The organism is Azospirillum argentinense, assembly GCF_000632475.1.
Classification (GTDB): Bacteria; Pseudomonadota; Alphaproteobacteria; order Azospirillales; family Azospirillaceae; genus Azospirillum; species Azospirillum baldaniorum.
Map to the genome: position 1 here is coordinate 803,467 of NZ_CP007794.1, position 22,187 is coordinate 825,653.

Genomic DNA, 22,187 nt, shown 5'->3' on the forward strand with positions numbered 1-22,187 from the left:
AGGAGCCGGTTCGATCTGACGGAGAGCAGCCCATGCACACTGATGCTCGCCTATCTTCCTTGCAGGAAAAGCACCTGCGTCTCGACCGCGCCATCCTCGACGAGGAGAAGCGTTCGTGGCCTGACGATAGTGCCATCAAGCGGATGAAGCTTGAGAAGTTGCACCTCAAGGAGGAAATTGATCGTTTGGCAAGAACCAGTCACAGGGTGAATTAACACCCTTCCGGATCGATCCGATTCGTAAAGTCGGGGGCGACAGACGGCTCGCTCCCGGCTTTCTTTATCCGCTTGGCTTGGTGGACGGTGCAGGCGCCGGTCCGGATGTGGGGCGAAGCGCAGCCAATCGGCGCGCGATCGCCGGCAAGGCGCCGGAGGCCGGCTCTCCCGGTGGCGCGGAAATCAGCGCCATGGTCGGAAACCAGGGCCGCACCCCGGTGCCGAGCGCCGTCCAGTCCCCCCGCGGCCCGAACCGCCACACCGGCACGCCCAGCGCCCCCGCCAACTCCCCCACCGAACTCGCCGGGGTGATGACGAGGTCGAGCGCCGTCATCAGGGCCGCCACGCCGTCCAGATCGTTCTTCAGGTCCAGATCGTCCCAGCGGTGGATGGTCACGCCGAACCGGTGCTCCGCCGCGGCGATCTCGGCGATGCAGTCCCCATATTGGAGGGTGACGAAGACGACCCCCGGCAACGCGAAGACCGGCCCCCACGCGTCGAGCGGTGCGTAGGCCCCGCGACGCTCCGCCGTCATCAGCCCGCTGCGCCACGCGATTCCCACCCTCAGGCCGGGACCGAGCGCGTCCACCCTTTTCCGCCATTGGACGGCGCGCTCGGGGTCGGCGGTCAGGAAGGACGGACGCGATGGAAAGCGGTCGAAGCGGGACCGCAGCCAGCGCGGCAACGATCCCATGGCGACGTGACGGTCGATTCCGGCGCAGGGCGCGTCCGGGTCCGCCGGGGCCGGGCGCCACTGCGCGCGGGGAAAGGACCGCGCGAACAGCGGCACCAGCCGCCGGTCACACTCCACCACCACGGCGGCGGCCCGCGCGATCAATTCGTCCAGGCAGCCGGCGAACAGGATCTCGTCACCCAGCCCCTGCTCGGCCCAGACCAGCAGGCGCAGGCCGGAAGGGTCCTCCCCCTCCCAGGCGGGGACGGGGACGGCACGGGCGGCACCGGACAGCTCACGGCCGCGGAAGCGGGCGTCATAGCCGAGCCAACCCGCTTCCAAGCGGCCACGGGCCAGATCCAGCAGGCCGAGATTGAACGCCGCCGCGGGGTGCCCCGGCTCCACCGACAGGGCCCGGCGGCACCAGCGCTCCGCCGCCGCGGATTCGCCGCGGTCGCGCAGCAGGCGCCCCAGATTGGCCAGCCCATCCCCTTGCGCCGGCGCCAGGGCCAGCGCGCGGACCAGCGCGCGCCGCGCCTCGTCCAGCCGTCCCGCCCGGCGCAGCGCCACCCCCAGATTCAGCCAGCCACCCTCGCGGTCCGGAGCCAGACGCAGGGCGCGGCGATGGCATCCTTCGGCCGCCTCCAACGCGCCGAGGCGGGTCAGCACGGCGCCCCAATTGTCGTGCGCCTCCGCCAGCGCCGGATCGGCCAAGGTCGCCCGGCGGTGGGCCTGCGCGGCGGCGGGCAGATCGTGCGCCGCCTCCAACGCGTTGCCGAGGTTGGTCAGAGCCGCCGCGGCGGCGGGTTGCAGGGCGAGCGCCAGCCGGAACCGGCGCACCGCTTCAGGCGCCTTCCCAAGCGCCAGCAGCACGCTTCCCAGGCTCGATTGGGCGGCACCGTACGCGGGCAGCACGTCCAGGGCGCGGCGAATGCGCGCCGCCCCCGCGACGGAGTCGCCCGACTGGTGCGCCAGCAATCCCGACAGGTGGAGAGCGACCGGATGGTCCGCCCGCGCCTTGAGCACGCGCTCGTACAGAGGAGCCGCTTCGGCCAGCCGGCCATCCCGGTGATGGGCGGCGGCGGTCTCCAGCAGCGTGTCAGGGTCTTCCGCCCCACCCTGCGGGCGTCCGCCGGACGGTGGTTCCTCGTCGGCGGGCATGAGCTGGCGCAGCGCGGACGCCATCCGCTCCACGACGGCGGAAAGCCCTTCGCCGGAGCGCGGCTGGAAGAGCCGCATCGACGGGAACCAGGGGCGGACATCGGTGCCGAGCTGCGTCCAGTCGCGGTGCCCGAGCCGCCAGACCGGCACGCCCAGGGCGCCGGCCAGCTCCCCGGTGGAGACGGCGGGCGTGACGACGAGATCCAGGTTGGCGGTCAGCGCCGCCGCCCCCTCGAAATCGTCCTTCAGGTTCAGGTCGTCCCAGCGGTGGATGGTCACGCCGAACCGCGCCTCCGCCGCCGCGATCTCCGCTGCGCAGTCGCCATATTGCAAATTGACGAACACCACCCCGGGGACGGCGAACAGCGGCGCGAAGGCGTCCAGAGTGACGTAGGCGGCCCGGCGCTCCCCATCCATGATCTGGCTGCGCCACGCGATGCCGACCCGCAGCCCCGGCCCCAAAGCGGCCAGCTGCCCCCGCCAGCGCTCCAGCCGTCCGGGTTCGGGCACCAGCCATGGCTGGGCCGGGAACCGTTTCCAGTCGGACCGCAGCAGCCGCGGCAGGGACGCGGCGGCGACCTGCACGTCCACGTCGCGCGGCTCCACGGTCGGCGGTCGGACCGTCGCACCGGGGAGGGAGCGCGCGAAGAGCGACACCAGACGACGGTCGCACTCGATCACCACATGACCGGCGCGGCGCAGCAGATCGGGATAGCAGGACGCGAAGAGAATTTCGTCGCCCACACCCTGCTCCCGCCAGACCAGCAGGCGGGCGGAGGCGATGTTCTCACCCCGCCAGGGTCTCGCGGCGAAGCGCCGCTTCTGGTCGCGGAACTGAGGGGTGTCGAATCGCCATTCATGCTCCGCCCACCCGGAGCGAAGCTCGCCCTGTTCCAGGAGAAGGAGCGACAGGTTGTAGTGGGCGGTCGCCAGCGCCGGATTGATTCGGACGGCTTGGCGATAGGCGACGATGGCTTCGGCCGGGCGCTGCCGCCGCGCCCAGTGCATGGCGACATTCGCCTGAACCTCCGCTATCTCCGGCGCGCGGTCGACGGCCCGGCTGTGGCAGGAGAACGCCTCTTCGACGCGCCCGAGCCGGTCGAGCGCGCTGCCCCGATGGCTCCAGGCGGTCGCGGCGGCCGGTGCGATCACGGTGGCACGGCGCAGCAGCCGCTCCGCCTCCCCGGGCTGATCGGCCTTCAGGCGGAAAGCGCCGAGATTGACCAGCGCGTCCACCTCCGACGGCGTCAGGGCAAGCGTCCGCCGGTGGCTCCGTTCTGCCCCCGCACGGTCCCCGCGCTCGGCGAGCAGGTGGCCCAGATGGCTGTGCGCCAGGGCGAGCGAGGAGCGGACCCGCAGGGCGCGCCGCGCGCAGGCCTCCGCCTCTTCCCCCTCGCCCCGTCCCCGCAGGAGAACGGTGCGGTTGAGCCAATGCTCCGCCCCGTCCGGACGGAGCAGGACAGCGTTGCGTTGCGCCTCCAGAGCCGCATCACGCCGGCCCATCGCCTGGCAGGCGTCGGCAAGGGCGGCGTGCACGGCGTCGTTGCCGGGGGCGGCCCTCACGGCGAGGGACAGAACCGTTGCCGCCTCCCCGGCGTCGCCTTGGCGAAGCCGCAGGATTCCCAGCAGGTGGAGGGCCACCGGATGGTCCGGCGCGGAGTCCAGGGCCGACCGGCAGAGGTCTTCCGCCTCCCTCAGCGCCCCGGCGCGGTAGCGCGCGACGGCCTCGGCGATCTGCGGCGCGACATCCACGGAGGCCACGGGCGCCACGGGTGGACAGCTCGGCCCGGCCTCGACCGGCCGCGCCAGATCGCACAGGGTTCGGGCGATGCGCGCCATGACGTCGTCCAGCGTCTCGCCGGGGCGGGGCTGCAACAGGCGCATCGTCGGATACCAGGGGCGGACCTCGGTGCCGAGTTGGGTCCAGTCGCGGGCGCCGATGCGCCAAGCCGGCACGCCCAGGGCCCCGGCCAATTCGCCGGTGGAGACGGCGGGTGCGATGACCAGATCGAGCGAGGCGGTCAAGGCGGCCGCGCCTTCGAAATCGTCCTTGAGGTTCAGGTCGGCCCAGCGGTGGATGGGCACGCCGAACCGCGCTTCCGCCGCGTCGATCTCCGCCGCGCAGTCGCCATACTGAAGATTGATGAGAACCACCCCGGGGACGGCGAACAGCGGCGCGAAGGCGTCCAGAGTGATGTAGGCGGCCCGTCGTTCGGTCGTCATCAACTGGCTGCGCCAAGCGATGCCGATCTTCAGGCCCGGCCCGAGGGCGGCCAGCCGCTCCCGCCAGGTCGCGAGGCGTGCCGGGTCGGGCACCAGCCAGGGACGGGCTGGAAAGCTCTCCAAATCCGGACGCAGAAGGCGCGGGAGGGCGCCCGCGGCGATCTGGGCGTCGCAATCCGCCGGGACCAGCGTTTCCGTCCCGTCGGCGGCGGTGGTTTCCGCCCGCACCATCGCCCAGGGAAAGGAGCGGCTGAACAGGCTGACCAGCCGACGGTCGCATTCCAGGATGACCTGACCGATCCGGCCCGCCGTCACGCGATCCTCCAGAGTGGGATAGCAGGATGCGAACATCAGCTCGTCCCCCACCCCCTGCTCGCGCCACACCAGAAGGCGTGAAACGGCCGCTCCGTCATCGCGCCAGAGCGGTGCCGCAATGGATCGCTCCCGATACTCCTTGGCCTTGAAACGGTCCTGATAGGCGTCCCAGCCTTCCCGCAGGTTGCCTGTGGCGAGGCTGACCAGGGCGAAGTTCAGCCGGGCCGCAGCCAGGACCGGGTCGATGCGCAGGGCGCGACGCAGGGTTCGCTCCGCCTCCACCACGCCCGCCGATTGCCATTGCAGCAGACCGAGGTTAGCGTAGGCCTCCGCATGCCCAGCATCGATGGACAGGGCGCGCCGGTGCGCGGCCTCCGCTTGCGCGTTCTGCCCCAGCACATTCAAGGCAAGGCCGAGGGTGGTCAGCGCGATGGCGCTCTGCGGCGCCAGACGCACCGCGTGCCGGTGCAGGCGCAGCGCACCCTGCCAGTCGTCCCAGTCCTTTAGGACGTTGCCGAGGTTGGTGTAGCTGTCGGGATAGTCCGGCTGGACGATCAGCGCCCGCCGGTACAGCGCCGCGGCGGTCACGGCCCGGCGGGCGACCCGGTGGGAGTTGCCGAGATTGTTCAACGCCTTGCCGTAGTCCGGCTGGATCGTCAGGGCACGCTGGAAGACGCGCGCGGCCTCCCCCGGCCGGTCCACGCCGTCAAGGCCGGTGCCCAGGTTGTTGAAGGCCACCGCATCGGCGGGACGTAGCGTGATGCACCGCCGCAGCGCCCTCACCGCGGCGGCATGGTCGCCCAGGTCGAGCAACGCCACGCCCAGATTGTTCCACGCCCCCGCCACCAGCGGGTCCCGAAGAAGCGCGTCGCGATAGCGGGCAACCGCCTCCGCCAGCCGCCCGTCCCCCTGAAGCGCGCTGCCCAAATGAAAGAGCAGCCGCGCGTCCCGCTCGGTGTCGGCATCCACCGCCGGAGCCAGAACCGCCGCCGCCTCGGCAAAGGCGCCACGCTCGTTCAGGAGCGCCCCCAGGTCGCGCGCCACCTCGCGGTCGGTCGGGTCATCGGACAAGGCGCGGCGCAGGCACAACTCCGCGTCGGCATGGCCCAGGGCGCGCAGCACGAGCGCCAGGCTGCGCCACGCCTGCGCATGGTCCGGCTGCGTCTGGACGACCCGGTAGAAGGCCATCGCCGCCTCGTCGAGACGGCCATGGCGTCGATACAGAACCGCCAGATCGAAGCGGGTCGCCGTGCGTCCGGGATCGGCGCGCAGCGCCTCCTCATAAACCGCGATGGCGTCGCCGATCCGCTCTTGCGTCTGCAGAAGCAGACCGAGATTGCCGAGCGCCTCGGCATAGCCGTCCTGAAGCGCGATGGCGCGGCGGTAGGCGCGTGCCGCGCCCTCCGGATCGCTCCGGTCGGCGAGAACATTGCCCAGACTGTTGTAGGCAGGGGCGAAGGCAGGGTCGGCCGCGAGGACCATCCGGAAGCACGCCGCCGCCTGCTCGCCTTGACCGGCCTGATAGGCCGCGATGCCAAAGAGGTGCCGGGCATCGGTGTGGGCCGGATCGGCGGAGAGGATGCGGCGGTAAAGTTGCCGCGCCTCATCCAGATCACCCGCCCGGTGCCGGGCGATGGCGTCGCTCAAAAGCGCGGCCGCCACTTGGTCGTCCCACCCCTCAACGACCCTGTCGATCACGGCGCCGGATCGGTCGCCGGGCTTTCCGCCGCCCCATCGGAGGTGCCGGACGGACCCTCGGAGCCGCCCTTGAACATCTTCCGGCAGATTTTCAGCGCACGGTAATAATTGCGGGCTTCGACCAGCCGCTCGATCTCGTCGAGGTCGTCGCCGCAATCCGGACGGGCATCGCGCGTCTCGGCCAGGATCGAGGCGAAGCGTTGCAAATTAAGAACCGCGTCTTCCGGAAAAATGTAGATGAGCTGGATGACGAAGTAGAGCTTCTTCTCGATGCAGTCGATCTGCTCTTCCTTCAACACCTCACGCCCGCGAAGGAAGTTGGCGGTGTTGTAAAGAAAGAACGAGCCGGGACGGTCACCAGCCCCGATGACCGCGCCGTTGATGATGACCTTTTCATTGGGGCGGAGAACGAACTTCAGAGGCATGAAACGGACCCGGTCCTTGTATCGGCAGCGCGCGGAAGCGGAAGTCCCCATCCGGATGGCGCCGCACCAAATGGAACGGGCGGCGGCTTGCGCCGCCGCCCGCCGGGCGTGATCCTACCCGAAGTCTCAGGCTTAGAACAGACGCAGGATCGACTGCTGCGACTGGTTGGCCAGCGAGAGGGCGATGGTGCCGAGCTGCTGACGGGTCTGCAGCATCAGCAGGTTGGCGCCTTCCTCGTTCTGGTCGGCCAGCGTCAGCTTGCTCGCGCCTTCCGTCAGCACGTCGCTGAACTCCTTGGTGAAGTTCTCACGGGTCGTGATGACGTTCAGGTTGGTCGACAGCGTCTGCGAAGACGACCGCAGGGTCTGCTTCGCGTAGTCGATGCTGGCGACCGCCTTGTCGATGTCGGCGCGGTCCGTCCAGTCGTTCTGCGCGTAGTCCAGACGCAGGCCCTGGCCGCTGGTGGTCAGGTTCTGGGCCTGCACCGTGATCGCGTTGGTGTTGCGCTCGTTGAGCTGCACCGTCAGATCGTTCGCGGTGTTGGCGTCGGTCACCTGCACCGAGACCAGGTTGGCCGCCGAGTTGGCCGCCGCCGCCTGCTTGATGCTCTTCTGGTCGACGTTGAAGCGCACCGTGCCGGTGTCGAACGCGAAGGCGTTCTCGCCTTCCGACAGCTTGCCCTCGCCGCGCTTGGACATGCCGTCGCGGGTCACCGTGGCGCCGCTCAGGTTGCTGACCTGGATCTGGATGTCGACCTTCTTCTCGATGGTCGAGATGCCGTTGCCGTTGTTGGCGGCCTGCTCCAGAAGATTGCGGTCCACCGTGAAGGACACCACGGTGCCCGACGCGAAGCTTTCGGAGATGCGCTTGGTCAGGGCGTTCTCGGCGGAGGCCTTGACGGTCATCTCGCGGGCGGCGTTGGTCGTCGTCGCGCCCGACAGGGTGATCGTGCCGGTGCCGTTGACCGTGACGGTATCGACGTCCTTGCCGCTGAGGCGGCCGTTGGCGCCCAGCGCGTTGTTGATCGACGCCGTAAGCTGATTGGCAATGTTGACGCGGGCGGTCTGGCCCGTCGCCACGTCACCGGCGGTGGCGGTGTAGGTGAAGGTCTGGTCTTCGACGGTGATGGTGAAGCTGTCGCCCGCCTCGATCGTGCCGCCCAGCGTCACCTGGGTGAGCTGCGCGGTGCCCGACTTGGCCGGCGTCGTCGTGTTGGCGGCGATGGTCTGGCTGTTGTCGAAGTAGGAGACCGTGCGCGACTCGTTGCCGTCCGTGACGATGAAGGACCGCTCGCGGCCCTTCGCGCCGCGGACCTCGATCTGCACGTCGGAGAAGCTGCCCGCCGTCGTCGTCATCGTGCCGGACAGCTTCAGGCCGACCAGGCCGTGGGCCATTTCGGCGCTGTTGATCTCGCCGGCCGCGCCCTCGATGGAGCCGTCGCCCTTGACGCGCACCGTGTAGGTGTCGGTCGACACCACGTTGGTGACGCTGGCGTTCTCGATGCCCTGGATGGTGTTGACGGCGCGGCGCGAGTCGCTGGTGGAGTCCAGGCGCAGGCCGTTGCCCGCCAGCAGGTTCTTGCCACCGTAGGCCGAATCACCGGCCAGCTTGTCGATCTGGTCCTTCAGCCCGTTGAACTGCTTGGCCAGCGACTTGCGGGTGGCGACGGAGCCGGCGTCGGTGCCGAGCGCGGAATAGGCGGCGGTGGTCAGGCCGCGCGCCTGCTCGATCATATCGTCGATCGAGGTCAAGCCCTTGTCGGCGGCCTTGATGGTGCTGATGGCCTGACCCATCGTGTCCTTCAGCGCGGTCAGGTCGCCGGCGCGCTGGCTCAGGTTCTTCGCGGCGAAGAACGACGTCGGGCCGTCGAGCGCCGAGTTGATCTTGTTGCCGGTGGCGAGAATGTTCTGCTTCTTCGCGATCGAGTCCTGAACGCCCTGCAGCTGCAGCAGGTTCGTGCGCATCGACGACGAGAGGGAGATGTCGCTGGTAGCCATGGAGTCACTCCTTTTGGAGGATGTCGATCCGCACGACGTTGCGCGCACGGAGAGGGACTAATTCCCTCGGGCTACCGCTAGGCAATAAATGGGCCAGATCGAATTTGCCGGTCGGCCGGGGAAAATCCTGCCTCCGGGCAAATCAGGGATCGGCAATTTTTACCGGGCACTCGGCAAAAATTGCCTTCCGCCCGGCACCCTTTGCCGGTTGTCCGCCCGGCTCGGCAGATTCTGCCGGGTTTGCAGGAAGCACCATCACCTCGCAGACGGCGAGCGGGCCGGCGGTCAGCGCAACACTCCCCCACGACCAGCCGACACCGAAGCCCGAGAGAAGGAGACGCAACGGCCCGCCGCGCAACGCCCCCTCCAGTTCGGAGGCGAGCGCCAGGGGAATGGAGGCGGAACTGGTGTTGCCGAACCCGGCGAGCCCGACCACCGTCTGGCCGGGCGTGGCCCCAAGCTTCTGCGCGAGATGGCGGATCATCTGGGCGTTGGCCTGATGCAGGACCAGCCGGTCCACCGTCCCCATCGTCCAGCCGGCGCGTTCCAGCACGGCGCGGATGTTGCCCGGCACCTCGCGCAGGGTGAAGGCGAAGACCTGGGTGCCGTCCATGAACAGGTGCGCGGGCTCGCCGGGCCGCCGCAGACCGCCGCCGGGAACGGCGAGGTAGGGGGCGCCGGCGCCGTCGCTGCCCAGCGCGAAGACCATGGGCGCCGCACCGTCCTCCGCCACCAGCGCCGTCGCCGTCGCGGCGTCGCCGAACAGAGGCGCCACGGCCCGGTCGTCGGGATCGATCACGCGCGACGTCGTGTCGCCCGCGATCAGAAGCGCGCGCCGCCCGCCCGCCGCCTTCAGCATCGCCGACGCGGTCCACAGGCCGTGGACGTAGCCCGAGCAACCGAGCGTCAGGTCGAGCACGGCCGCGCCCTTGCCCAGCCCCAGCCGATGGTGGAGCCGATAGCCCGAGGCCGGCAGGATGTGGTCGTGGGTCTGGGTGACCATGACCAGCAGGTCGATGCTGTCCGCCGCCCAGCCCAGCCGGTCCAGCAGGCGCCGCGCCGCGGCCTCACCCAAGTCGGACGTGCATTGATGAGGGGGCACGAGGTGGCGGGCTTCGATGCCCGTCGCCTTGGCGATCCGGCGGGCGGCGTCCTCGCCGAAGCGGGCGGCCAGATCCTCCACCGTTTCGCGCCGTTCCGGAACGCAGGCAACGACTCCCCTCAGGGCGACGCCTTCGATCACACTGGCCACCATGGGGCGTCTCCTTCCGTCAGCCGGTGATGCCGCCATCGACGACGATGGTCTGGCCGGTCACGAAACCCGCCCCGTCGCCCAGCAGGAAACGCACCACCGGAACCACGTCGGCCACATCGCCCAGCCGGCCCAGCGGGGTGCGCCGCACGATCTGGTCGCGCTGCCCGTCGGCCAGCGTGCCGGACATCTCGGTGGCGAGATAGCCGGGCGCAACCGAATTGACGGTGACCTGGAGCCGGCCGACCTCGCGCGCCAGGGCGCGGGTCAGCCCGTCCAGCCCCGCCTTCGACGCCGAATAGGCGGACAGCCCATTGTAGCCGCGCTGCCCGATGATCGAGGAGATGTTGACGATCCGCCCCGGCCCCCGCTTCACCAGCTTGGCGCGCAGGAAGGCGCGGGCGACCTGGATGGCGCCGGTCAGGTTGACCTGGATGACCTCCTCCACGTCGATCTCGGGGAAGGTCGCCAGCACGCCCTCGCGCGCGATGCCGGCGTTGTTGACCAGCCCCCACAGCGGCGCCCCGCCGCCCCAGTCGAGAGCGGCGTCCATGAAGGCCCGCACCGACTCCCCGTCGCCGATGCGGCAGGGTTGCCAGAACAGGTCGGGACCGGCCAGCCGTTCCAGCGCCTCGCCCGGCGCGCGGCTGCAGGTGGAGACGCGATAGCCCTCGGCCAGCAGCGCCTCGACGATGCCCAGCCCCAGCCCGCGGCTGCCGCCGGTGACGATGACGTGCCGCTTGCCGCTCATGCCGTTCCCTTCCGCGTCTTCTTGCCCGCTGCGCCCAGGGCGATGCTCCCGGTCATGGTCACCAGACGGGGGCGCGCGGCCGGCGGCAGATCGGCCACGGCGGTGCGGATCGCGGCGCGCAACGCGGTTTCCTCCGTTCCAGGCGCCGGAACCACCAGAGCGGTCAGGATGTGGCCGGTCACCGGGTTGGCCGCGGCCTGGACCAGGGCGTCCCGCACGCCCGGAACATCGAGCAGCACCTGCTCCACCACCTCCGGGGAGACCTTCACCCCGCCGACATTGACCCGCCCGTCAAGCCTCCCGGCGAACAGCGCGCGGTCGCCGCGCACCTCCACGACGTCGCCGGTGGACAGCCAGCCACCGTCATGGCCGAGCATCGCGCGGGGGCTGTTCACCTCCAGCACACCGTCGCTCAGGCGCAGCCCCACCCCGTCGATGCCGTCATTCAGCCAAGCGGCGGGGAAGCCGGCCTTGCCGTCGCCCACCGCGAAGAGGGCGCCGGCCTCCGTCGAGGCGTAGATGTGCCGAAGCTTCGCCGTCGGGAACCGCGCCGCCAGCCGGTCGAGCAGCGGCTGGTCGGCCACCTCGCCGCCCAGCGTGACGGCGACCAGCGGCGGCGCCTCGCCGTCGAGCGCCAGCAGGAAGGCGCGCCAGAAGCTGGGGGTCGCGCTGATGTGGGTGACCGCGTGCCGCACGGCGAGGCGCGCCAGGTCCACCGCCCCGGCGCCGGGCGCCGACACCAGGGTCGCCCCCGCAGCGAGCGCCGTCAGGATCACCTGAAGCCCGGCGAAGGCCGCCGGCTCATAGGCCAACAGCCAGCGCGCGTCCGGATCGGCCGCGCCGCGCAGCCGCCCGCGCAGGCGCCGGAAATCGTGCCGGATCAGTTTCGGCATGCCGGTGGTGCCGGAGGTCTCCAACAGCACCGCGAAGCCCGGCTCGTGGGGCTTGGCCGCCGCCTCGGCGGAGGCGCGGCGCGACAGATGCAGTTCCACCCCGGACCGCTCGGCGGCGACCAGGGCGGCGACCAGGGCCGGAACACCGTCGGGCGGCAGAACCACCCTCCCCCCCGCGGCCCGGAACGCCGCTTCGAAGGCGTCGGCCTGCACGGCGATCTCCGCCCAGCCGACGCTGCGCTCCGCCTCGATCAGGCGAACGCCGGGATGAACCCAGGGGGGCGGGGATGGCGGGCTCATGCGGACCCGGCGGGCAGGCCTGGTTGGCAGAGGGCAGGACGGTAAAGGGCCGCAAGCTCCCCGACCGTGTTGAACTGGACGAAGCCGGCGCGGAACGGGTCCTGGCCGGTGCGCTGCTCCAGCACCACCAGCAGCGTGGCAAGGTCGAGGGAGTCGATCGGCAATTCCCCGCCGAGGAAACGCGTGTCCGGGCCGAGGGCCGGCAGGGTTTCCCCCTTGTCGGCGGCGATGCGGGCAAGCTCTTCGGCGATCAGCGCGAACATGGAGTCGGTCATTGGGGGTCGCATGCGGAAAGGAAGTCGCGGAGGATGGCCGTGACAGGGGTCGCCGCCTCACTATGCGGCAAGTGCCCGGCCTTGTCGAAGAGATGAAGCGGCGCGCCGGGGGGCAGTCGGTCGGCGGTCGGCACCGGGATGATGCGGTCCTCCCGTCCCCACAGCAACTGGATCGGCATCGGGAAGGCCGTCCAATCCACCGGGCCGGTCGAGCGGTGCGCCTCCGCGAAGGAGCCGGCGATGATCCGCTCCAGGGCGGCGCGGCGCCGGGGGGCGGCGGCTTGGGCGTGCATCACCTCGCCGACGCGCCCGGCCAGCAGCCAGGGCCGGGCGAACAGGCGCGCGGCGCAGTCCCGCCCCTCCTCCACCGTCTCCAGCGCGGCGACCCGCCGCAGGAACTCCAGATCGAAATCGGGGCCGAGGCCGGCGCTGGCGACCAGCGACAGGCTCGCCACCCGATCCGGGGCCAGCCGCGCCAGCTCCAGCGCGACGCAACCGCCCATCGAATGGCCGACCGCGTGGACCCGCGGAATCTCCAGCGCGTCCAGCAGGCGCAGCAGCCACGGGGCGAAGGCGCCGACCCGCCCGTCCCCGACCTCCAGGGTCGAGGCGCCGTGCCCCGGCAGATCGACCGCCAGAACCCGGCGGTCGGCGGCCAGCGCCGCGGCGTTGAACTGCCAGGTCAGCGAATCCCCGGCGAAGCCGTGCAGGAGCAGCGCCGGAACGCCACCCCGCCCCATCGACAGATAGGCGGCGGGACCTCCGTCGATGTCGGCCCGCCCGCGCCGCGGAGTGCGCTCAATCCGTTCGGACACCTGAGAGTCAGGCGGCCACGGCGATGCCGGCCAGACCGAGCAGGTCGTCCACCGTCTTCGCCTTGACGAGCTTCTCGCCCTCCACGACATGGCCGAGCTTCTCGTCGACCAGGGCGATGAAGCTGATGACGGCCAGCGAGTCCCAGCTGTCGATCGATTCGAGGTCTTCCGCGCCCGTCAGGGTGCCGGCGTCCAGCTCCAGCATCTCGTCGAGCGCGAGCAGGAATTCCTTGCGGTCCATGGTGGTGTCTCCGTTTCAGTGGAGCGTGTTCTGACGCACGCTGCCGTTCAGGTCGGCCCATTCAGGGTTCTGGCGCAGCAGATTGCAACAATCCTGCCAGCCGAAGCCGGGATTTTCGGGGAGCAAGGCGCCCAGCAGGCGGCGCACCAGTTCCAGGTCGGCCGGCTCGTCCACGCACCAGCGCTGGTCGAGGACGGTGCCGTCCTCCGGCGCCAGGGGAATGCCGATGCGGAAACGCTCAGGACGGCGGTAGATATGGGCGGTGACGTGTTCGCGCTCCGCCGGATCGGCGGCGGTGGCGGCGGCCTCCACCAGAGCGGCGCGGGGGAAGACCTCCGCATCCAGCCCGCGTGGGAAACGGGTGACGTCCAGGCTGAGATAGTCGAGCGGCGGCACCGTCTCCAGAAAGGCAGTCACCAAGCGGTCCACCAGCGCCGGGTCGATCAGCGGACAGTCGGCGGTGACCCGCACCACCACGTCCGCCCCGGCCATGGCGGCGGCCCCGGCGAAGCGCCCGAGCACGTCCTGCTCGTCGCCACGGAACACCGGTACGCCGAGCGATCCCGCCAGCTCCGCCACAGGGTCGTCGGTGCCGTTGACCGTGGTCGCCAGCACCAGCGCGTCGAGCGTCCGGCAACGCGCCAAACGCTCCAGATGATGCGCCAGCAGCGGCCGCCCCGCCGCTTCCATCAGCACCTTGCCGGGCAATCGGGTCGAGGTCATGCGGGCCTGCGAGATGCAGACCACGCGCGGCTTGGCCGTGGCGGCGCTCATTCGTCCTCCGGGGCCAGCATGTCCCAGCGCAGCGGCTCGCCGCGCTTCAGCGCGCGGGCGGCGCGGCGGCCGAGCACGGCAGGGAGATGCTTCGGCTTCATTCCGAAGCCGGGACGGATGGAGCGGACGCTGTCGGCGCTCAACGCCTCGCCCACCGCCACGTCGGCGGTGACGTAGAGGGAGCGACGATAGTCGCGCCCTCCCGCCTCGCTCGGCTTCACCCCGTAATGGACGCGGCCCAGAGCTGCCCAGGCTGTGCGCACGGAATTGGCCATCGCCTTGAACTCCGCCGGCTCCAGGGAAAAGGCGCTGTCCACCCCGCCGTCGGCGCGGGACAGGGTGAAGTGCTTCTCGATCACCACCGCCCCCAGCGCCGTCGCGGCGACCGGCACCGCCACGCCGTGGGTGTGGTCGGACAGGCCGACAGCGACGCCGAAGGCCTGCGCCAGATGCGGGATGGTGCGCAGGTTGCAGTCCTCCGGCGGCGTCGGGTAGCCGCTGACGCAATGAAGCAGGACGAGCGGCGCGTCGCCCACGGCCTCCACCGCCTCGCCGATCTCGCCCAGCGTGGCGAGGCCGGTGGACAGGATCAGCGGCTTGCCCGAGCGGGCGGCCCGGCGGATCAGCGGCAGGTCGTTCACCTCGAAGGAGGCGATCTTGAAGGCCGGGGCGTCCAGCCGCTCCAGCAGATCCACCGCCGTGTCGTCGAAGGGGGAACTGAAGATGGTCAGGCCAATGGCGCGCGCGCGCTCGAACAGCGGGCCGTGCCACTCCCAGGGGGTGTGGGCCTCGCGGTAGAGGTCGTGCAGGGTGCGGCCCTTCCACAACCCGCCCTCCAGCAGGAAGCCCGGCCCGTCATGGTCGATGGTCAGGGTGTCGGCGGTGTAGGTCTGCAGCTTCACCGCGTCGGCGCCGGCCTCCTTGGCGGCATCGACCAGGGCCAGCGCCCGGTTCAGGTCGCCCTGGTGGTTGCCCGACATCTCGGCGATCAGATACGGCGGGTGGCCGGGGCCGATGGGACGGCCGTTGATGATGACGTCGCGCGGCACGGAGGGCGGTCTCGCTGTGATGGTCGGGTGTCACTCTGCCACGGAAGCGGACGGCGGGTCTTCCCTTTGTGCGTCCGCCTTGGCCGCAGCCCGCAGAAGGTCCCGCGCCTCCTCGCCATAGGCCAGCAGCCGTTCGGTGCAGCGGTGGCGGTCGCCGACGGTCTGGAAACGGATGCGCGACAGCTCCGCCTGCCGCTCCCGCAGCGCGGGGTCGGCGAACAGGCCGGCGGCCCGCTCCACATAGGCGGCGTCGTCCGGCACGGGGATGCCCGCTCCGGCCACGCTCGCCACGTCGCCCCAGGCCAGCGTGACCACCGGAAGCCCTTCCGCGATGGCGTAGGCGGCGCTGCCGCCGCCGCCCTGCCGCGACGGGTTGAGGTAGGCGTGGCAGCGCCGGTAGAAGGCGCGGATGTCCTTGAGATGGCCCAGGCTGCGCATCCGCGCGCCGTTGCGCGCCGCCTTCAGCCGGGCCGGCAGTTGCTCAACCTCCCCTGCGAAGACGACCACCGCGCCGGGGCAGCGGTCGAGGATCGAGTCGGCGAGCGCAAGGAACTCCGCGGTTACCTCGAGGTCCAGACGGGTGCCGACCACCGCGAAGACGAAGGCCGCATCGCCGAGATCGAGAGTGCCTCCGGCCCCCGCCGTGGGGGGCGGGGAGAAGCCCAGCGTGAAGGGCCGGAAACGCCGCGCGAAGGGACCACGGTAGAGCGCCGGCATGGCGGCCGTGTGATTCCCCTCCTCATACCCCAGCACCAGATGGGCCAGCGAGATGGTCATGCCCGAGGTGGTGGGCAGGCAGACCACCGGCCGCGCGCCGGTCGCCGCGAACAGGTCGCCCACCACGTTGGCCCCGCCGAAGGTCACCAGCAGATCGGGGTCGTAGCCGTCGATGGCCCCGACGATGGTGGACAGCTTGTTCTTGGAGAAGGCGCGGTCGGTGAAGGAGGCCGTCTTCACCTGCCGCCCGAACATCGTCAGGGCGAAGACGCCCTCGTAATCGGTGACCAGTTCCGCGACCATCGGCGGCACGAACAGGCTCTCGGCCCGCAACGGCATGGTGTTGCAGTTGATGATGGCGACATCGAGCCCGAAGTCGTCCTGGAGCCGGCTGGCGTAGTCGAAGCAGTCGCGCGAGGGCTGGTGCTGGTCGTTGGTGAACTGGTTGGTCAGCACGGCCACCCGGCGGATCGGCCCGTTGCGCGGCGTATGGCGCGGCGGAACGATGCCCCAGCGCCGCGTCACCGCCAGCACCAGCTCCTCATAGAAGCGGAACAGGTCGCAGGGGCCGAAGGCGGCCAGCTTCTCCGGCGCCGAGGCCGCCAGGAACAGCTGCCGCGCCATGCACCAGTAGGTGTAGTGCATCAATTGCGGCCCGACCCGCTCCCCGCCCAGCAGCAGGTAATGGAGAATCCGCTCGTAGTGGTAGAGGTCGCCGGACAGCTGGAACAGCACGGAGTGGAGCAGCACCGTCTCCGTGGTCGGCGGGTCGCGGCGCAAGTCCTCGGCGATGGACAGGCGGGCGTCCAAATCCAGTTCGCGGCGCATGCGCTCGCAATGGGCCGTCAGGGCGTTGAGGCGGTCGGCGTTGAACTGGCGCTCGGCCAGCAGCGCCTTCAACGTGGCGGCCTGTTCCCCGGCGATGTCGGACATGCGGATCCCCCAACCGGCGCCTGTGGTGCGCCCCGCCTCCTGATAGCCCCGGCGTGGTTAAGGTTTCAAGAATGCGCCGCACGCTCGGCCAGAGCCGCCGCGACCTCGCCCACCGCCGTGGCCCAATCGCCGGGGCGGGGCTGGCGGAACAGGCGGGCGGTCGGGTACCAGGGGCTGTCGGCGCGGTCGAGCAGCCAGCGCCAGTCCGGCGCGTGGGACAGCAGCACCCACAGCGGAACGCCCAGCGCTCCGGCCAGATGGGCGGGCGCGGTGCAGGAGGACACCACCAGATCCAGCGACGCCATGATCGCCGCGGTGTCGGCGAAGTCGCGGATCTCCGGCGCCAGATCGGTGAAGGAGGGCGGCATCGCCCACCGCGCCAGCTCGTCGTGTCCGGGGCCGAGTTGCAGGCCGAAGAAGCGGCAGCCCGGCACCACCAGCAGCGGGGCCAGCGCCGCCAAGCCCGGCGACCGCTCGCGGTCCCCGGCGAACTGCGGGTTGCCGGCCCAGACCAGCCCGACCGTGAGACTGTCGCCGGCCAGCCGTCCCCGCCACGCCCCAATGCGCGCCGGATCGGCGCTCAGGTAGGGGACGGCGGCGGGAATGGTCTCCAGCCGGGTGGCGAAGGCCCGCGGCAGGCTGAGCAGCGGGCACTGCCAGTCGAAGGCGGGTAAAGCCTCGCCGCGCGCGAAGACCCGCTCCACCCCCGGCAGGCCGCGGAACAGCGGAACCAGATCGGCACCGACCTCCAGCAGCACGCGGGCACCACGGGCGGCCACCAGGGGGGCGTAGCGGACGAACTGGATGGCGTCGCCGCGGCCCTGCTCCTCGTGCAGCAGGATGGTTTGCCCGGCGATGCTCTCGCCGCTCCACAGCGGCTGCGGCAGCCCGCGCGGCTTGGTCGGGAAATCGGCGACGCCCCAGCGCGCCTCGTAGTCCTCCCAACCGCCGGTCAGGTCGCCGGCGAGCAGCCGGGCCAGGGAGCGGTTCCAGCGCGCCTCGGCGCTGGCCGGCTCAAGGCGGATGGCGCGATCGTGCAGGCGCAGCGAGGCGGCGATCTCCCTCTGGTCGCGCAAGCGGTTCGCCAGCCCGCTCAAAGCGTTGCGGTGATCCGGTTGAAGGGCAAGCGCGCGGCGGAGCGACCCCAGGGCGCCGTGTTCGGCAAGCGACAGCGCGTACCAGCCGTTCGCCGCGTCCGGACGCAGCCGCAGCAGACGGCGCAAAGCCGTCACGGCCTCCCCTTCCCCGACCGGCCCCTCTCCGCCCGCCCCCTCTCTGCCCGCCTTGTGCCGGGCGGCGGCGAGAAGCTCCAGCGCGCCGTCGTTCGCCGGGTCGAGCGCCAGCGCGCCGCGCAGGGCCGCAACGGCGGCGCCCCACCGCCCCGCGTCGTAATGGGCGCGGCCAAGATTGAGCCGGGGCGTCGCGTCCTCCGGCAGCAGAGCCACGGCCTGCACCAGCGCCGTCACCGCGTCCGGCTCCCTGGTCCGCTGGAGCGCCACGCCGAGATGGTGCCACGCCTCGCCATGGTCGCGGCGCAGCCGGACGGCACGGCGCAGGGTCGACACCGCCTCGCCGGTCCGTCCCGCGTAGCGCAGCAGGATGCCGGCCTGGGCCATCGGCTCGGCAAGGTCGGGCTGCATGAGGGTGGTGCGGCGATAGGCCGCCAGGGCGAGCCCGCTGTCCCCCATCTGCCGCGCCGCCCCCGCCAGCGGGAAGGCGAGCGCCGCCGAATCGGGGCAAAGCCGCAGGGCGGCCCGGTATTCCGCGGCCGCCGCGGCGAGGTTGCCGCGGGCTTGATGCAGGGTCGCGAGGTTGGCGCGGTATTCGGGCTGGCCGGGGCGTAGCGCCACCGCTTGGCCCAGCAGCTCGGCGGCCTGCTCCAGCCGCCCACACTGGGCGCAGAGAAGCCCGTAGAGGTGAAGGGCGTTCGGCTCGTCCGGAACGGCGTCGAGGATCCGCCCGTAGATGGTTTCCGCCTCCTCCGTCCGCCCGGCGGTGTGGAGGTCGAGCGCGATGGCCAGCGCTTCGTCCAGCGTCGCCACGGCGCCCGCTCCGCTCAGGTCTCGCGGCCGCCGATCACGCTGGCGGCGACCGCCAGACTCTCCGGCGTGCCCATATCGATGAAGCGCGCCTTGGCGATGTGGCCGTGCAGCGTGCCCGGCGGCATCTTGTGCAGCACGTCGCGGGTCAGCGAACTGGCCCCGGAGGCGGCGATGCGGTCGAGGAAGGCCGCGGAGAAGAGGTAGACCCCGGCGTTGATGACGCCGCGCCCCGGCGCCTTGTCGAGGAACTGGCGGACCCGGCTGTCCGGCCCGACCTCCACCCGGCCGAAGCGGGCGGCGTCCTCGACCTCCACGCACAGCACCGACGCCTCGGCCCCCGACAGGCGGTGCGACGCGACGAAGGCGCGCAGGTCGGCGTCCAGGAAGGTATCGCCGCTCATCACCAGGACGGTGCCGGCCTTGAGGTCCTTGCGGATGTAGGCGAGCGCCGCGGCGGAGCCCATCTGGCTCGGCTCGATCTGGCAGACGACGTCCAACGACCGGTTGGTGTCGCCCTGGGCCAGCCACGCCGTCACCCGGTCCGCCAGATGGCCCAGGCACAGCACCACCCGGCGCGCGCCGTAGGCGGCCAGATGGTCCAGCAGATGTCCGAGAAAGGCGCGGCCCGCGATGGGAGCCAGCACCTTGGGCGTGTCGCCCGAGACGCCCCGCATGCGCGAGCCGAGACCACCGGCAAGCAGCGTGACGTCGATGTCCGTCAAGGCTTCCTCAGGCCGCACCGTGCTTCCCCTCATGCTCCCGGCGCCGCGGCGCCGCCCCCACCCCCGCCGCATACCGCGTCGGCGGTGGATTGGTCAAACATTCGGTGGGGGTGACGGCGAACTTTCCCGGCCGACCGCCCAACGTAAGCCCCCAGCCGCCTGGCCTATTCCGCGAAGGCGGCCAGCGTGGTTTCGCGCGCGAAGATATGGGGGTGCCCCTCCCAATCGCTGCGCAGCGTCTCGAACACATGGACGTCGTGGAAACGGCCGTATTTCTGGACATGTTGACGCAGCACCCCGACCTCGCGCGCTTTTACAACCCTCTGGATGCGGATGACCGTGTCGTTGCCCTCCAAGAAATAATTGAAGAGCTTGTTCATCCCCAAACCGTAGAAGCAATAATCCATGATGAAGCAGTGCAGGAAGCCGGCGAGCTTCCGCCTGTCCTTCTCCTCCACGATGTACGAGCCGGAGGAGCAGCGCAGATGCACCCGGTCGATGTCATAGTAGGAAAGATAGCCGACCGGGCGGCCCTCATGCTCGATGATGAAATGGCGGAAGTCCGCGCGGGCGTCCATCGCGGCCAGCCACGCGCGCTGCCGCTCGACGTCCGGGTTCGCCAGATCGGTGAACATGAAGCGGGTGATCGACGGCTCGGTTCGCCAGCGCAGCAGCATCTCGGCATCGTCGGTCGTCGGTCGGCGGAAGCGGAACATGGACCCTTACCCTTCGAACACCTGCGGCGTCACGTCGCCAGATAGCCGCCATCCACCGGCAGCATCACACCGTTGATCCAGCCGCTGGCCGGCGACAGCAGGAAGGCGATGGCCGAGGCCACGTCCTCCGGCTTGCCGAAGCCCATGGGATGGGCGGCGCGGATCGCCTCGAACTGCTCCGCCGTGGTGGTGCGGCGGAAGCGCTCCATCATCTCCGTCTCGACCATCGCCGGGGCGACGCAGTTGACGCGGATGCCGTCGCGCAGGAACTCCATGGCCAGCCCACGGGTGGCCGAGACCAGCCCGCCCTTGGCCGCCGAATAGACCACGTTGCCCGGCTGCCCGATCTCCGCGGCGACGGAGGACACCAGCACCAGCGCCGCCGTTTCGGCGTGGCAGCCCTTCTGCCGCAGGCCGCGGGCCAGCGCCAGAGCGCTCAGCAGGTTGGCATGCAGGATGCCGTCGAAGAAGGCGCGGTCGACGCCGCGCACCGGCTTGCCGACCTGCACGCCAGCGCAATGGGCCAGACCGGCGATGGGACCGCCGGCGTCCGCCTGCGCCTTGACCCAGCCGGGAACGGCGTCGCTGTCCGACAGGTCGAAGGCCGCCGTCCGGTGCCCCTCCCCCGGCAGAAGCACCAGCGTCTCGGCCAACCGCCCGGCGTCGCGCCCGTTGAGCGTGACCCGTGCGCCGAGCCTCGCGGCCAGCAGAGCGGTCGCCCGCCCGATGCCGGCCGACGCGCCGGTGACCAGGACATGCCGTCCGGTGAGATCGACGAGCGGGCTCATGTCCCGGCTCATTCGGCGGCCATGCGGGCGAGCCACGCCCGGTGGAAGGCGGCGATGCGCTCCTCGCAGGAGCCGAGGACGGCCGGGGCCTGGACCTGCTTCAGCCCCTTGTGGGTGGCTTCGGCCACGCGCTGGTCCTCACCCAGGATGGTGCGGTTGAAGCCGGCGACGTTGGCCTCCACCGCCTTGCGCGCGGCCCCGCCCTTGGTCTGCGGCTTGGAGGTCTCGCCCACAAACAGGCGGAAATGCAGGTCGCAGCGGTCCGGCCCGACCGGGTCGTAGGTCTGGACGCTCATCAGCGCACCATGGGAAACTCCGATGGCGAGGTTGGGGAAGATCAGATAGTGGTCGTAGCTTTCCAGCCGGTCGCTGCGCGGCAGCCCCATCTTCTGGCTCACCCCGTCCCACCAGCGCGCCGAGCCGTCGGACAGCTGGCTGACGCCCCGCGAATGCTCGCCCTCGTAGGAGCAGACCCACACCTTCTTCACGTAGCCCTTGAAGGTCTCCGGGTGGGTGGCGTCGACGTGGTAGACCTCCAGGGCGCTTTCCAGCGCCGCCTTCCAGTTGGCGTTCCAGGGCAGAACGCCCTCGTCGATGCGGTCGGTGAACAGCTCCGACAGATGGTCGAGGACGGCGCCATAGGCGCCCAATTGCTCGTCCAGCCCCGGCCCGGCCGGCTCAAGCCGGACGAAGACGAAGCGGCCCCGCACCGCCACCTCGAAGCGCCGCAGGGCGAGGCGTTTCTTCGCGGCGTCGTCCAGCCCGAAATGCTCGCGGTTGCCGGGAATGCCGACCGGAACGCCGTCGCGGTTGAAGACCCAGCCGTGATAGGGGCAGACCGGCTTGCCGTTGCCGCAGGGCCGAAGGTGGATCAGCGAATAGCGGTGCGTGCAGACATTGTGATAGGCCCGCAAGTCACCGTCGAAATTCTGGACCAGAACCGAGGTGCCGGCGATGTCGGCGGTGATGAAGTCGTTGTCGTTGCGCAGGTCGTCCGTAAATCCAACGAACATCCAGCAACGGCGGAAGACTCGCGCCGCCTCTTCGGCGTGATTGGCCTCGCCGGAGTAACGCTGGGGCGGAATCACCATGTCGGGCGGGAACGAAAGCCGGCTTTGCTGAACCCGGTCATCCATGGCTGATTCCATTTATCGGTTCGTTAATCATTCGACCCTAGCGTTCTTTCGGTTAATAGTCTCCGAATTCGCCCA

At 70.7% G+C, this 22,187-nt stretch carries 18 protein-coding genes; 1 reads left to right on the top strand and 17 read right to left on the bottom strand.

Annotation, left to right across the window (positions count from 1 at the left end; genetic code table 11):
• The first annotated feature begins 32 nt into the window (after positions 1-32).
• Complete coding sequence (locus ABAZ39_RS17815; RefSeq protein ID WP_040134215.1) at positions 33-215, top strand: YdcH family protein; 183 nt, start codon at positions 33-35, stop codon at positions 213-215.
• A gap of 64 nt (positions 216-279) precedes the next feature.
• Here ABAZ39_RS17815 and ABAZ39_RS17820 read toward each other — a convergent pair whose 3' ends face one another.
• The 17 genes from ABAZ39_RS17820 to ABAZ39_RS17900 form a co-directional block, all read right to left on the bottom strand.
• Complete coding sequence (locus tag ABAZ39_RS17820; RefSeq protein ID WP_081863127.1) at positions 280-6,285, bottom strand: tetratricopeptide repeat protein; 6,006 nt, start codon at positions 6,283-6,285, stop codon at positions 280-282.
• Positions 6,282-6,710, bottom strand: a complete 429-nt coding sequence (locus ABAZ39_RS17825) for a flagellar biosynthesis repressor FlbT (RefSeq protein WP_040134216.1) — start codon at positions 6,708-6,710, stop codon at positions 6,282-6,284. Before ABAZ39_RS17825 ends, ABAZ39_RS17820 begins: the two co-directional genes overlap by 4 nt.
• A 132-nt stretch (positions 6,711-6,842) precedes the next feature.
• The gene (locus ABAZ39_RS17830) at positions 6,843-8,708 is read right to left on the bottom strand and encodes a flagellin N-terminal helical domain-containing protein (RefSeq protein ID WP_040134217.1); all 1,866 of its coding nucleotides are present in this window, start codon (positions 8,706-8,708) and stop codon (positions 6,843-6,845) included.
• Between the two features lie 142 nt (positions 8,709-8,850).
• Complete coding sequence (locus ABAZ39_RS17835; protein ID WP_040134218.1) at positions 8,851-9,963, bottom strand: 3-oxoacyl-ACP synthase III family protein; 1,113 nt, start codon at positions 9,961-9,963, stop codon at positions 8,851-8,853.
• 16 nt (positions 9,964-9,979) lie between these two features.
• The gene (locus tag ABAZ39_RS17840; protein ID WP_040134219.1) at positions 9,980-10,711 is read right to left on the bottom strand and encodes an SDR family NAD(P)-dependent oxidoreductase; all 732 of its coding nucleotides are present in this window, start codon (positions 10,709-10,711) and stop codon (positions 9,980-9,982) included.
• Positions 10,708-11,904 (bottom strand): ANL family adenylate-forming protein, encoded by a 1,197-nt coding sequence (locus ABAZ39_RS17845; RefSeq protein ID WP_040134220.1) that lies wholly within the window; start codon positions 11,902-11,904, stop codon positions 10,708-10,710. Before ABAZ39_RS17845 ends, ABAZ39_RS17840 begins: the two co-directional genes overlap by 4 nt.
• On the bottom strand, positions 11,901-12,179 hold the full coding sequence (locus tag ABAZ39_RS17850; RefSeq protein ID WP_040134221.1) for an acyl carrier protein: 279 nt from the start codon (positions 12,177-12,179) through the stop codon (positions 11,901-11,903). The genes ABAZ39_RS17845 and ABAZ39_RS17850 overlap by 4 nt, the downstream gene beginning before the upstream one ends.
• Entirely contained in the window at positions 12,176-12,994 is an 819-nt protein-coding gene (locus ABAZ39_RS17855; RefSeq protein ID WP_040134222.1) for an alpha/beta fold hydrolase, read from the bottom strand. The genes ABAZ39_RS17850 and ABAZ39_RS17855 overlap by 4 nt, the downstream gene beginning before the upstream one ends.
• Positions 12,995-13,001: 7 nt before the next feature.
• A complete protein-coding gene (locus tag ABAZ39_RS17860; protein WP_040134223.1) occupies positions 13,002-13,235 on the bottom strand; it encodes a hypothetical protein in 234 nt (77 codons plus the stop codon).
• A gap of 15 nt (positions 13,236-13,250) precedes the next feature.
• The gene (locus tag ABAZ39_RS17865) at positions 13,251-14,009 is read right to left on the bottom strand and encodes a cytidylyltransferase domain-containing protein (RefSeq protein WP_040134224.1); all 759 of its coding nucleotides are present in this window, start codon (positions 14,007-14,009) and stop codon (positions 13,251-13,253) included.
• Positions 14,006-15,058 (bottom strand): pseudaminic acid synthase, encoded by a 1,053-nt coding sequence (gene pseI / locus ABAZ39_RS17870; protein ID WP_040134225.1) that lies wholly within the window; start codon positions 15,056-15,058, stop codon positions 14,006-14,008. Before pseI ends, ABAZ39_RS17865 begins: the two co-directional genes overlap by 4 nt.
• Before the next feature lie 30 nt (positions 15,059-15,088).
• The gene (locus ABAZ39_RS17875; RefSeq protein WP_040134226.1) at positions 15,089-16,708 is read right to left on the bottom strand and encodes a glycosyltransferase; all 1,620 of its coding nucleotides are present in this window, start codon (positions 16,706-16,708) and stop codon (positions 15,089-15,091) included.
• Positions 16,709-16,773: 65 nt separating this feature from the next.
• Entirely contained in the window at positions 16,774-18,750 is a 1,977-nt protein-coding gene (locus ABAZ39_RS17880; protein WP_040134227.1) for a tetratricopeptide repeat protein, read from the bottom strand.
• Positions 18,751-18,764: 14 nt separating this feature from the next.
• Positions 18,765-19,472 carry a sugar phosphate nucleotidyltransferase gene (locus ABAZ39_RS17885; RefSeq protein WP_247874214.1) on the bottom strand — a complete coding sequence of 236 codons (708 nt, stop codon included), beginning with the start codon at positions 19,470-19,472 and terminating at the stop codon, positions 18,765-18,767.
• A gap of 164 nt (positions 19,473-19,636) precedes the next feature.
• Positions 19,637-20,188, bottom strand: coding sequence for a GNAT family N-acetyltransferase (locus tag ABAZ39_RS17890; RefSeq protein WP_040134229.1), 552 nt, complete (start codon positions 20,186-20,188; stop codon positions 19,637-19,639).
• Positions 20,189-20,217: 29 nt separating this feature from the next.
• The gene (locus tag ABAZ39_RS17895) at positions 20,218-20,976 is read right to left on the bottom strand and encodes an SDR family NAD(P)-dependent oxidoreductase (protein ID WP_247874699.1); all 759 of its coding nucleotides are present in this window, start codon (positions 20,974-20,976) and stop codon (positions 20,218-20,220) included.
• Positions 20,977-20,984: 8 nt separating this feature from the next.
• On the bottom strand, positions 20,985-22,112 hold the full coding sequence (locus tag ABAZ39_RS17900; protein WP_040134231.1) for an aromatic ring-hydroxylating oxygenase subunit alpha: 1,128 nt from the start codon (positions 22,110-22,112) through the stop codon (positions 20,985-20,987).
• Between the last annotated feature and the right edge of the window lie 75 nt (positions 22,113-22,187).

Bases quoted from the DNA above. Each gene is read 5' to 3' on its own strand.
- ABAZ39_RS17815 (WP_040134215.1), top strand. From the start codon at position 33: ATGCACACTGATGCTCGCCTATCTTCCTTGCAGGAAAAGCACCTGCGT.
- ABAZ39_RS17825 (WP_040134216.1), bottom strand. From the start codon at position 6,710: ATGCCTCTGAAGTTCGTTCTCCGCCCCAATGAAAAGGTCATCATCAAC.
- ABAZ39_RS17830 (WP_040134217.1), bottom strand. From the start codon at position 8,708: ATGGCTACCAGCGACATCTCCCTCTCGTCGTCGATGCGCACGAACCTG.
- ABAZ39_RS17835 (WP_040134218.1), bottom strand. From the start codon at position 9,963: ATGGTGGCCAGTGTGATCGAAGGCGTCGCCCTGAGGGGAGTCGTTGCC.
- ABAZ39_RS17840 (WP_040134219.1), bottom strand. From the start codon at position 10,711: ATGAGCGGCAAGCGGCACGTCATCGTCACCGGCGGCAGCCGCGGGCTG.
- ABAZ39_RS17845 (WP_040134220.1), bottom strand. From the start codon at position 11,904: ATGAGCCCGCCATCCCCGCCCCCCTGGGTTCATCCCGGCGTTCGCCTG.
- ABAZ39_RS17850 (WP_040134221.1), bottom strand. From the start codon at position 12,179: ATGACCGACTCCATGTTCGCGCTGATCGCCGAAGAGCTTGCCCGCATC.
- ABAZ39_RS17860 (WP_040134223.1), bottom strand. From the start codon at position 13,235: ATGGACCGCAAGGAATTCCTGCTCGCGCTCGACGAGATGCTGGAGCTG.
- ABAZ39_RS17865 (WP_040134224.1), bottom strand. From the start codon at position 14,009: ATGAGCGCCGCCACGGCCAAGCCGCGCGTGGTCTGCATCTCGCAGGCC.
- ABAZ39_RS17875 (WP_040134226.1), bottom strand. From the start codon at position 16,708: ATGTCCGACATCGCCGGGGAACAGGCCGCCACGTTGAAGGCGCTGCTG.
- ABAZ39_RS17890 (WP_040134229.1), bottom strand. From the start codon at position 20,188: ATGTTCCGCTTCCGCCGACCGACGACCGACGATGCCGAGATGCTGCTG.
- ABAZ39_RS17895 (WP_247874699.1), bottom strand. From the start codon at position 20,976: ATGAGCCCGCTCGTCGATCTCACCGGACGGCATGTCCTGGTCACCGGC.
- ABAZ39_RS17900 (WP_040134231.1), bottom strand. From the start codon at position 22,112: ATGGATGACCGGGTTCAGCAAAGCCGGCTTTCGTTCCCGCCCGACATG.